General features: G+C 71.4%; 10 protein-coding genes. 4 read left to right on the top strand and 6 right to left on the bottom strand.

Going from position 1 to position 10,165, the window contains the following annotated elements; translation table 11 throughout:
* Positions 1-930: DUF222 domain-containing protein (locus CFP66_RS45080; RefSeq protein WP_143517619.1), on the bottom strand; the 930-nt coding region annotated here is incomplete at its 3' end.
* A gap of 277 nt (positions 931-1,207) precedes the next feature.
* Between CFP66_RS45080 and CFP66_RS45075 the strand changes: the two genes are divergently transcribed.
* Positions 1,208-2,665: a carboxyl transferase domain-containing protein gene (locus tag CFP66_RS45075; protein ID WP_094931540.1), complete on the top strand. Its 1,458-nt coding sequence runs from the start codon at positions 1,208-1,210 to the stop codon at positions 2,663-2,665.
* Between the two features lie 120 nt (positions 2,666-2,785).
* Here the strand turns inward: CFP66_RS45075 and CFP66_RS45070 are convergent, their stop codons facing one another.
* Positions 2,786-3,241 (bottom strand): MarR family winged helix-turn-helix transcriptional regulator, encoded by a 456-nt coding sequence (locus CFP66_RS45070; RefSeq protein ID WP_094931537.1) that lies wholly within the window; start codon positions 3,239-3,241, stop codon positions 2,786-2,788.
* A gap of 89 nt (positions 3,242-3,330) precedes the next feature.
* Here CFP66_RS45070 and CFP66_RS45065 point away from each other — a divergent pair, with 89 nt between their 5' ends.
* The 3 genes from CFP66_RS45065 (at position 3,331) to CFP66_RS45055 (ending at position 5,706) form a co-directional block, all read left to right on the top strand.
* Positions 3,331-4,251 carry an alpha/beta fold hydrolase gene (locus CFP66_RS45065; protein ID WP_094931535.1) on the top strand — a complete coding sequence of 307 codons (921 nt, stop codon included), beginning with the start codon at positions 3,331-3,333 and terminating at the stop codon, positions 4,249-4,251.
* A gap of 115 nt (positions 4,252-4,366) precedes the next feature.
* Positions 4,367-4,573, top strand: a complete 207-nt coding sequence (locus tag CFP66_RS45060; protein WP_233160260.1) for a DUF397 domain-containing protein — start codon at positions 4,367-4,369, stop codon at positions 4,571-4,573.
* A complete protein-coding gene (locus tag CFP66_RS45055; RefSeq protein ID WP_158228465.1) occupies positions 4,573-5,706 on the top strand; it encodes a glycosyltransferase 87 family protein in 1,134 nt (377 codons plus the stop codon). The genes CFP66_RS45060 and CFP66_RS45055 overlap by 1 nt, the downstream gene beginning before the upstream one ends.
* Before the next feature lie 51 nt (positions 5,707-5,757).
* Here CFP66_RS45055 and CFP66_RS45050 read toward each other — a convergent pair whose 3' ends face one another.
* Genes CFP66_RS45050 through CFP66_RS45035 form a run of 4 tightly spaced genes read right to left on the bottom strand, consistent with a single transcriptional unit; the run spans position 5,758 to position 10,114 of the window.
* Positions 5,758-7,464, bottom strand: coding sequence for a ubiquinol-cytochrome c reductase cytochrome b subunit (locus tag CFP66_RS45050; protein ID WP_094931531.1), 1,707 nt, complete (start codon positions 7,462-7,464; stop codon positions 5,758-5,760).
* Positions 7,461-8,621: a ubiquinol-cytochrome c reductase iron-sulfur subunit gene (locus tag CFP66_RS45045; protein WP_094931530.1), complete on the bottom strand. Its 1,161-nt coding sequence runs from the start codon at positions 8,619-8,621 to the stop codon at positions 7,461-7,463. Before CFP66_RS45045 ends, CFP66_RS45050 begins: the two co-directional genes overlap by 4 nt.
* Complete coding sequence (locus CFP66_RS45040) at positions 8,618-9,457, bottom strand: c-type cytochrome (RefSeq protein ID WP_094931529.1); 840 nt, start codon at positions 9,455-9,457, stop codon at positions 8,618-8,620. Before CFP66_RS45040 ends, CFP66_RS45045 begins: the two co-directional genes overlap by 4 nt.
* A 33-nt stretch (positions 9,458-9,490) precedes the next feature.
* A complete protein-coding gene (locus CFP66_RS45035; RefSeq protein WP_094931528.1) occupies positions 9,491-10,114 on the bottom strand; it encodes a heme-copper oxidase subunit III in 624 nt (207 codons plus the stop codon).
* Between the last annotated feature and the right edge of the window lie 51 nt (positions 10,115-10,165).

Genomic DNA, 10,165 nt, shown 5'->3' with positions numbered 1-10,165 from the left:
GTCGCAGGCCAGCATCCGCAACGACTCTGCGGTCATGCGGCCGCCGAAGTCGAGCATCGCCGACCGGGCGCGGGTTTCGAGGTCCTCGAGCCGGATCAACACGTTCAAGTGCGGCCGCCGCCCACCGGCGTCGGGCAGGGTGGCGTGGTCGGCGTGAGCGAGGACGAACCCACACGCGTCGGCGAGGGCTTCGGCCTGACGCTGCCCCGTCGATCGTTGATCATCCCGGCCGAGGGGCTTCGCCTTGGCGTCGATGACGGTGGCGATCGCGTCGAACATCGCCGCGTCGTCGAACTGCCCGCTGATCGTCCCGCCCGACCCGTCGCGACGCTTACGGACCTGCAGCCGGTTGACCGGCTCCGGCGGATTGTCATCAGGCTCGGGACCGTCGCCGTCCAGCGCTTCCAGCAGTTGGGTGCCGATCTTGCGTAGCTGTCCGGGCGAGTATTCGGTGGCCATACCGGCCAGCTGCTCTTCCAGCCCCGCGCGTTGCCAGTCGGTGATCCGCCCAGCCTCCGCAGTGTTGAGCAGGGCGGCGATGACTTCGACGTGACGCAGCCCTGCCTGCCCGGCGGCGAACGCCTTCCCCGTGGCGGGGAGCCGGGCGGGGAGCACGGTGCCGTCGATCCCGATCTGCTCGCACGCCTGCTCGGCGGCGACCACGCGGCGGCGGGCTTCGTAGGAGTCGCAGCCCAGAAGGTCGGTCAGTGCGCCTTCGGGTTTGCGGTAGCCGCGTTCGGTGAACGTGCCGCGCCGTTGCAGGGCGGCGGTGGTGGAGACGGTGAGGTGGTCGTGTTGTCGGGACATGCCTTCGCCGATGGTGAGTACCGACAGCAGTTCCGCGTCTGAGGTCAGGGGGTTTTCCGCGGCCTGCCGGAATGCGTCGAACGCCTCTTGGAGGTGTTCGTATGCGGCGGCGACGGCGGACACACTTCCAGTTTAGTCGAACAGGTGTTCGATGGCATGGGTCTGTTCGGGTGGTCCACCGTTTGCAATAGTGAACGGTGCGTGGCGAGATGATCGATGTGGCAGAACAACGAGTTGTCTGTGTACGTCGGACGCAACGCGGGAGCTGCGTCCTCGACGCCGAGGAGGGAGGGCTGGTCGATGAGACACTCGTACTCGTCCGTGGTCACCTCGAGAGGTGAACGGTCTGCGACGTCGCGCTCCTGTTGACGCTCGACCTGTTCCGAGGAAGGGGCACCTGATGACGACCGCACGGGAGCTGATCCGGCTCGCCCTCGGTGACAGCTTCGTCAGCTGGGACACCCCGATCGAGCATCCGGGCGTCGACCCGGAGTACGCCGCGCAGCTCGCGGCGGCGCGGGAACGTTCCGGCGCCGATGAGGCCGTCACGACGGGCGCGGGCGTGATCGACGGTGTCCCGGTGGCGGTGATCCTGGGGGAGTTCGCCTTCCTCGGGGGGACGATCGGGCGCGCGACGTCGCGCCGCATCGTGGCATCCGTCCGGCGGGCCACGCGGGAACGCCTGCCGCTGCTCGTCGCGACCGCCTCCGGCGGCACCCGGATGCAGGAGGGAACGCCTGCGTTCGTCGAGATGATCTCGATCTCGAGGGCTCTCGTGGCGCACAAGTCCGCTGGCCTTCCCTACCTCGTCTACCTGCGGAACCCGACGACGGGCGGGGTCTTCGCGTCCTGGGGTTCCCTCGGACACGTCACGGTCGCGGAGCCCGGGGCGCTCATCGGTTTCCTGGGCCCGCGGGTCGTCGAGGCGATCACCGGCACGCCGTTCCCGGGCGGCGTCCAGGTCGCCGAGAACCTCGTGGCGAAGGGCGTCATCGACGCCGTCGTCGCGCCGCACGAGCTGGCTGCCGTGGCCGGTCGGGTGCTGCGGCTGCTCCGGCCCGAGGGGGTCGAGCCCGGGCGCGGGGTGCCGCCGCGAGTGACTGCGCCCGAGCCCGCCGAGCCGGCGCGGCGCACGACGCCGACCTGGGAGTCGGTGCTGCTGACACGCCGGCCCGACCGTCCCGGTGTGCGCGAATTGCTGCGGTTCGGCGCCGACGACGTCATCCCGCTCAGCGGCACCGGTGACGGTCAGCGTGACGCCGCGCTGCTGCTCGCCCTCACCTCGTTCGGCGGCACGCCGTGCGTCCTGATCGGGCAGGACCGCCGCCGTCAGACCCCGGAGCGGCCGCTGGGGCCCACCGCGCTCCGCGAGGCGCGCCGGGGGATGCGGCTCGCCGAGGAGCTGCGCCTCCCGGTCGTCGCGGTGATCGACACACCCGGGGCGGACCTGTCGCCGGAGTCCGAGGAGAGCGCGCTCGCCGGGGAGATCGCCCGCTGCCTCGCCGACATGACCAGCCTGACGGTGCCCACCGTGTCGGTGCTGCTCGGGCAGGGCAGCGGCGGCGCGGCGCTCGCACTCCTGCCTGCCGACCGCGTGATCGCCGCCGAGCACGCCTGGCTGGCCCCGTTGCCTCCGGAGGGCGCCAGCGAGATCGTCCACCACGACACCGCCCACGCGCCGCTCATGGCGCAGCGGCAGCGGGTGGGCGCCTTCGACCTGCTCGAGGACGGCACGGTGCACACGGTGGTGCCGGAACGGCCTGCGGCGCACGAGGATCCGCGGGCGTTCGTGCGCCGCGTGGTCGACGAGTGCGTCACCGCCCTCCGCGAGATCGCCGCCGGGGCAGCCGGCGCGTAGTGCTGCAGCGATAGGCCGTGATGGCGCCAACACGATCGCCGGTCCGGCGTGCCCTCCGATGATGATCGCTACGAGAAGTGGCTCGGAGATGTGCTGCCCATGGTGTTCCGGCGGGAACCGCTAGTCCCGGACGTCGTCGGCCGGAGGCGGCGTCCCTTCGGTCAGCCGCGCCAGGTGCGCTTCGAGGGCGGTGAGCGCCGGCGTTCCGATCTCGGCTGCCCAGCGGTCGCGCACGTCGTCCAGGAGCGCCCCGCCGATCGTCATCATCTCGTGGCCGCGGGCCGTGACCTGCAGTCGCTTGCGGCGGGCGTCGTTCGGATCGAGCTCGCGATCGACGTACCCCAGCTGCTGCAGAACGGCGATCCGCTGCGCGGCGGCCTGCTTGGTGATCGACAGGCGCCGCGCGAGCTCGGAGGCGGTGTCGGCTCCCGCGTCGACCGCACGCAGGGCGAACTCGTCGGCCGGCCGCACGCCGGCGTGCCCGCGATTCGCCAACTCGCGCGTGACGTCGTCCACCATCGCCCGGAAGCCGCGGAGCAGGAGGAGCGCGAGCTCGGCGCCGGAAGATCGCTCCATGGGCGGAGCATAAGCCCGCATCGAGTGGACAAGCTCCTTGTCTATCGTTAACTTGGACAAGGAGCTTGTCCAATATCTGGAGGAGAATCATGATCCGGACCCCGCCCGGCGTCGAGCACCACCGCGTCCACGTCAACGGCACCGAGCTGCACTACGTCTCCGCGGGTACCACCGGGTCACCGGTGCTCCTGGTGCACGGGTTCCCCGAGACGTGGTGGGTCTTCCACGAGCTGATCCCGCTCCTCGGAGAGCACCACCGCGTGTTCGCCGTCGACCTGCGCGGCTTCGGTGACTCCGCCACCGCGGGCGAGGACCACGACAGCGCCACCGCCGCGGCCGATCTGCGCGGGCTGATCGCCCGGCTCGATCTCGGCCCCGTCCACCTGACCGGCCAGGACATCAGCGGCCCCACGACGTTCCGGCTCACCGCCGCACATCCCGAACTCGTTCGCACCTACACCGCCGTCGAGACCGGCCTTCCCGGGTTCGGCCTCGAGGCGCTCGCCGACGTCACCCGCGGCGGTGCCTGGCACATCGGCGTCCTCGTCACCGCCGGCATCCCCGAGATGCTGCTCGCCGGGCGCGAGCGCGAGTTCCTCGCCGGGTACGCCATCCCGAGCCTCAGCGCGACGCCGGACGCGTTCACGCCCGCCGACGTCGACGAGCTCGTGCGCACCTACGCCCGGCCGGACGCGTTCCGCGGCGCCGCTGGGCTCTACCGGTCGATGCTGCGGGAAGGGGCCGAGATGGTGGCGCTCGCCTCGCCGCAGATCAGCACCCCGACGCTCGCGGTGGGCGGCCGGTCAGGGGGCTTCACGGCGTCGACGATGCGGCAGGTCGCCACGGACGTCACCGCTGCGTCCCTCGACGGCATCGGGCACTACGTGGCGATGGAGGCGCCGGCCCGGCTGGCGCAGGCCCTCCTCGCCTTTTACGGCGACGTCGAGCGCCGAGACAGCTTCCCGGTCGGGCCGGGGCAGCTCCGCGGGAGCACCAGTAGGGAGCACTAGACTGCCCTCCGACCTCGGCCGGGGCGTGGGACGTCCGCCGGTGGGGTCTCCGACGAGAACGCACAGCCGGAGGTGGCGCCATGGTTCCCGGTCTCGCCCAGGGGGAGCACGACCGGTGAGCCGCGTGCCCGACGACGTCGTCTGGATGCGCAGCAGCGCCAGCGACGGGGACGACGCGGTGGAGGTCGCCCGGCTGCCCGACGGGGGCGCCGCGCTGCGCCGCGCCGGTGACCCCGACTGCGAGCCGCACGTCTACACGGCCGCGGAGTGGGAGGCGTTCGTCAAGGGCGTCGACGCCGGCGAGTTCGACCTCCCCGAGTAGTGCCGCTCCTCGCCGGGGCGGCCGCGCTGGTGCTGGTGGCGCAGGCCGTCGTGCTCGCGCTGTGGCCCGACGCGCACGTGCTGCTGATCGACCTGCAGGTCTACCGCGCGGGCGGTGAGCACGTGCTGGCCGGGCAGCCGCTCTACGAGGGCGGCGTGCTGCTGGACCTGCCGTTCGTCTACCCGCCGTTCGCCGCGGTGCTGTTCGCCCCGCTCGCGTTGCTCCCGCTGGGCCTGCTGAAGCTCCTCTGGACGGCCGTGGGCGTCGCCCTGCTGGCCTACGTCGTGCACCGCTGCGCGCCGCGGGCGGGCCTGCCGGCGGTCGCGCTGATCGCGGTCCTCGCCACGGCACTGGACCCGGTGCGCACCACGCTCTACCTCGGCCAGATCAACATCGTGCTGCTCGCGCTCGTCGTCGGCGACCTGTTGGGCCGGCCGGGGAGCCGGTGGCGGGGGGTCGGGGTCGGCCTCGCCGCGGCGGTGAAGCTGACGCCGCTGGTGTTCGTCGGGTACCTGCTGGTCACGCGGCGGTGGCGGGCCGCCGCCACCGCCGTGGCGACCTTCGTGGCCGCCGGGGCGCTCGGCTTCCTGGCCGCGCCCGCCGACTCGGTGGCGTTCTGGTTCGAGGGCACGTTCGCCTCGGCCGACCGGATCTCCGACGTCGCCGGCCCGAGCAACCACTCGCTGAACGGGATGCTCGGGCGCCTCGGCATCGAGGGCCCGCTGCCGTGGCTCGCGGGCGCCGCCGTGCTCGGGGCGGTCACCGTCGTGCTGGCGGTGCGCGCGCACCGCGGCGGTCGGGAAGTGCTCGCGGTGACGCTGTGCGGGCTCGCCTCGGCCGCTCTGGCACCCTTCGCGTGGTCGCACCACTACGTGTGGGTCGTGCCGCTCGCGGTGCTGCTCGGGGCCCGGGCGGTGGCGGGGGAGCGGTGGGCGGCGGTGGGCCTCGGGGGCGTCCTCGTCGTGACCGCCGCCGTCGTCACCAGGCTGCCCGGTCCGGCGGTCGGCCCGATCCCGGCCACCGGGCTGATCTCGTTCTGGCCCGACGCGTACCTGCTGCTCTCGGTCGTGCCGGCGGTCGCGCTCCTGGCCGTGCCCGCCTCGCCGGTGCGGGTCCGAGCCTGCGAACGATGATGGCCCCGCCGGCGGGCCGGCGGGGCCATCATCGCGTTCTCGTGCTGCGCGCTAGTGGCGCGGTTCCGGCGTGCTGCCGGAGAGCGCCTCCCGCTGCTCGGTGCGGGCCTCGCGCTCGGCGTCGCCGTGCTGGCCGTTGTGGTGGCCGTTGCGGGCGGCCTCCTCGGCAGCGGCACCCTCGGCGCGGGCCTGCTCCAGCGCCGCCGTCTCCGTGCTGGAGTCGGGCGTGAGCAGCGAGCCGGGGACGGGCGAGCCGCCCGAGCCCAGCTGGTTCATCCGCTTGGGCACCGGAGCGCCCTGGTACTCCAGCGGGATCGCGTGGCCGTGCGAGTCGACACCGCCCAGCGGCTGGTGCACCTCGACGAACTCGCCGTGGGGCAGCCGCTTGATGACGCCGGTCTCGATGCCGTGCTCGAGCACCGCGCGGTCCGAACGCTGCAGGCCCAGGCAGAGCCGGTAGGTGACCCAGTAGGCGATCGGGGGCACCACCAGCACGCCGATGCGACCCGCCCACGTCGTGGCGTTCAGCGAGACGTCGAAGAAGTAGGCGATCAGGTCGTTGCTGCCGCTGAGCACGAGCATCGTGTAGAAGGAGATGCCCATGACGCCCAGCGAGGTGCGCACCGGCACGTCCCGCGGCCGCTGCAGCAGGTTGTGCAGTGCGGTGTCCTTGGTGAACCTGCGCTCGATCCACGGGTACGCGCCCGCGAGCGTGTAGAGCACCGGGAGGAACGCGGGGCTCGCCCAGAACGCCGGAGGGATGTTGTAGCCGAAGATGTGGATGTCCCACGGGGGGAAGATCCGCAGCATGCCCTCGGTGAAGAGGACGTACCAGTCGGGCTGCGACCCCGCGGAGATGTGCGCCGCGTTGTAGGGCCCGAAGTTCCAGACCGGGTTGATCTGCAGGATCCCGCCCATGATCCCGATGACGCCGACGGTGACGGCGAAGAACGCGCCGCCCTTCGCCGCGAACGCCGGGAGGATCCGGACGCCGACGACGTTGCCCTCGGTGCGTCCGGGGCCCGGGAACTGGGTGTGCTTCTGGTACCAGACCAGCCCGACGTGCACCGCGATCAGCGCGAGCAGGATGCCCGGGATGAGCAGCACGTGCACGATGTAGAGGCGCGGGATGATCTCGGTGCCGGGGAACTCCCCGCCGAAGATCGCCCAGTGGGACCAGGTGCCGATCACCGGGACCGCGAGCATGAACCCGGAGGCGATCCGCAGGCCCGTGCCGGACAGCAGGTCGTCGGGCAGCGAGTAGCCGGTGAAGCCGGCGAAGAAGCCGAGGAACAGCAGCAGGACGCCGATCACCCAGTTGGCCTCGCGCGGCTTGCGGAAGGCGCCGGTGAAGTAGGTCCGGAACATGTGCACGACCATCGCGGCCATGAACAGCAGCGCCGACCAGTGGTGCACCTGGCGGACGAACAGCCCGCCGCGGAACTCCATCGAGATCTCCAGCGTGCTCTCGTACGCCCGCGACATGTGGACGCCGCGCAGGTTCTCGAAGGCCCCGTTGTAGACGACCTCCTCCATGGAGGGGTCGAAGAACAGCGCGAGGTACGTGCCCGAGAGCAGCAGGACGATGAAGCTGTAGAGCGCGACCTCACCGAGCATGAACGACCAGTGCGTCGGGAAGACCTTGTTGAACTGCTTCCGCATCCCCGCAGCCGGGTGGTAGCGCTGGTCGACGCCGTCCAATGCGGCGATCACCTGCGCGTTGCCACCTGAGCCGGTGGGTGTCGTGATGGCGCTCACGGGTTGTACCTCCGTTCCCAGAAGGCCGGGCCGACCGCCTCGTGGAAGTCGCTCGTCGCAACGAGGTATCCCTCGTCGTTGACCGTAATCGGGAGCTGGGGGAGCGGCCGCGTTCCGGGACCGAAGATCGGCTTGCCGTACTCGGTGGCCAGGAACTGGGTCTGGTGGCAGGGGCACAGGATCCGGTTGGTCTGCGCCTCGTAGAGCGAGGTGGGGCAGCCGAGGTGGGTGCAGATCTTCGAGTAGGCGTAGTAGTCGCCGTAGTGGAAGTCCTCCTGGCCGCCCCGCTGCACGACCGGCTGGCCGGGACGCAGCCGGATCAGCATGACCGGGGCGTCCGAGGCGCGGAGCGCGTGGATGAGCGCCTCCTCGTCGTCACGGTCGGACTCGCGGAACGGGAACACCGTCTCCATCGAGCCGGGCGCCTGGTCCTCCGGGCGCACGAGCGAGACCTCGTGCGGGTCGCCGGTGTCGCGACGCAGGTAGACGGTCTCGCCATTCACCGGCCGCCAGCCGGTGACCCACAGCGCCGCCTCGTCGCCGCCCTTCCACGGGTTGCGCACCAGCGGCGCGACGGCCGCGACGCCGAGGCCGAGGCCGAGGACGCCCGCGGCGCCACCGGCGGCCCGGACGATCAGCTTCCGGCGCGCGATGTCGGTGTCCTGACCGGCCTTCATCAGCTGGGAGGTGACGGTCAGCCGCGCGACCTGGTCGGAGGCGCCGTCGTGGCGCTGCTGCACCGACACCTCGTCCGGGAAGAACTTCTTGATGTAGGCGATCACGCCGATGCCCAGCGCGAACACCGAGAGCCCGAACATGCCGCCGACGACCGGCGTGTAGAGGGCGTAGAGCGTGTAGCCCTCCTCCGAGGGCGCCTTGTACTCGTAGGGCCAGAACAGGAAGGCCACGAGGAAGGCGAGCCCGGCCAGGGTGGAGATGGCGAACCACATCGCCACCGCGCGCTCGGCGCGCTTCTCCGCACGGGTGCCGGCCAGCGGCCACTTGGGCTGGTTGTGGACGACGTCGACGTCGTCGAGGGTGCCGGCGAGCCGCGCGCGCTGCTCGACGGACATGTCCTCGACCTCGGCCGCGGTGGGCGCGGGCGGCTGCGGGTTCTCCGTGCCGAGGGCGGGTGGGTGCTGGCTCGAGGTGGTCATGACTTGGCTCCCAGCCACATGGCGACACCGATCATGGCGGCGATGCCGACGATGAAGGCGATGAGCCCCTCGGACACCGGGCCGACCCCACCGAGCGCGAGACCGCCCGGGTTGTTGTTGCCGTTCGTCACCGACTCGACGTAGGCGATGATGTCCTCCTTCTCGTCCGGCGCGAGCTGCCGGTCGGAGAACTTGGGCATGTTCTGCGGGCCCGTGAGCATCGCGGTGTAGACGTCCGTGGGCGTCGAGGCGTCCAGGTCCGGCGCGAACTTGCCGGACGAGAGGGCGCCACCACGGCCCGTGAAGTTGTGGCAGGACGCGCAGTTGAGGCGGAACAGCTCGCCGCCGCGCGCGGGGTCGGCGCCCACGAGGGCCGCGCCCTCGGCACCCGGACGGGTGGGGCCGCCGCCGTTGGCCTGGATGAAGGCGCCCAGCGCGTCGAGGTTGGCTGCGCCCTCCTCCGTGGCCGGGTCGAAGTGGGGCAGCGGCGGCTTGCGGACCGCCTGGGCCTCCTGCCGGGCCAGCGGCATGCGGCCCGTGGAGACCTGGAAGTACGCCGCCGCGTCACCGACGCCGATGAGGCTCGGGCCGCGGTCCTCCTCGCCCTGCAGGTTGGAGCCGTGGCAGGAGATGCAGTGGTTGTTGTAGAGCTCCTGGCCCTTCGCGATCAGGGCGGAGTCGCCTTCCTGCGCCGTGGCCACCTGGGGCTCCGGGGCGAAGGCGGTGTAGAGGCCGCCCGCGGTGAGCAACCCGATGCCCAGCGCCACGGCGCCGGCCACACGGCGGCGGAACCGGCTGCGCGGTCCGCGGGGCTTCGAAGGAGGTGTGGTGGTCATCGTCGGCGTCGTCCAGCCCTTAGCGCTCGGGGATCACTTGATGAAGTAGATGACGGTGAACAGGCCGATCCACACCACGTCCACGAAGTGCCAGTAGTAGGACACGACGATGGCGGCGGTGGCCTGCTGCGGGGTGAACTTGCTGAGCTTCGTGCGGATCAGCAGGAAGACGAAGGCGACGAGCCCGCCGATGACGTGGAGGCCGTGGAAGCCGGTGGTCAGGAAGAAGACGGTGCCGTAGGCGCTCGACGAGAGCGTGGTGCCCTCGTGCGCCAGCTGGTAGTACTCGTAGCCCTGGCCGAGCACGAAGATCGTGCCCATCGCCAGGGTCAGCAGGTACCAGCGGCGGAGCCCGAACACGTCCCCGCGCTCGGCGGCGAACACACCGAACTGGCAGGTGAACGACGACAGCACCAGGATGATCGTCACCACGAGCGCGTACGGGACGTTCAGGTGTGTCGGGTGTGGGGGCCACGTCTCCGTCGGCGCGTTCTGCGCCCGGGCCGTGAAGTAGATCGCGAACAGCCCCGCGAAGAACATCAGCTCGCTGGACAACCAGACGATGGTGCCAACGCTGACCAGGTTCGGGCGGTTCAGCGAGTGGATGCGCGCGCTGATGTTGGGTGCCGCAGTCGTCACCTCGGCAGTATGACCCATCTTCTACAGCCTGTCGTCCTTACCCCCGGGCAGGCGCTACCGGACGGGCGA

It is taken from the genome of Pseudonocardia sp. MH-G8 (genome assembly GCF_002262885.1).
In the GTDB taxonomy this organism is placed as follows: Bacteria; Actinomycetota; Actinomycetes; order Mycobacteriales; family Pseudonocardiaceae; genus Pseudonocardia.
Note: the sequence above shows the minus strand (reverse complement) of the source record. Positions and strands in the feature narration are given on the sequence as shown.

Bases quoted from the DNA above. Each gene is read 5' to 3' on its own strand.
- CFP66_RS45065 (WP_094931535.1), top strand. From the start codon at position 3,331: ATGATCCGGACCCCGCCCGGCGTCGAGCACCACCGCGTCCACGTCAAC.
- CFP66_RS45075 (WP_094931540.1), top strand. From the start codon at position 1,208: ATGACGACCGCACGGGAGCTGATCCGGCTCGCCCTCGGTGACAGCTTC.
- CFP66_RS45035 (WP_094931528.1), bottom strand. From the start codon at position 10,114: ATGGGTCATACTGCCGAGGTGACGACTGCGGCACCCAACATCAGCGCG.
- CFP66_RS45040 (WP_094931529.1), bottom strand. From the start codon at position 9,457: ATGACCACCACACCTCCTTCGAAGCCCCGCGGACCGCGCAGCCGGTTC.
- CFP66_RS45070 (WP_094931537.1), bottom strand. From the start codon at position 3,241: ATGGAGCGATCTTCCGGCGCCGAGCTCGCGCTCCTCCTGCTCCGCGGC.
- CFP66_RS45045 (WP_094931530.1), bottom strand. From the start codon at position 8,621: ATGACCACCTCGAGCCAGCACCCACCCGCCCTCGGCACGGAGAACCCG.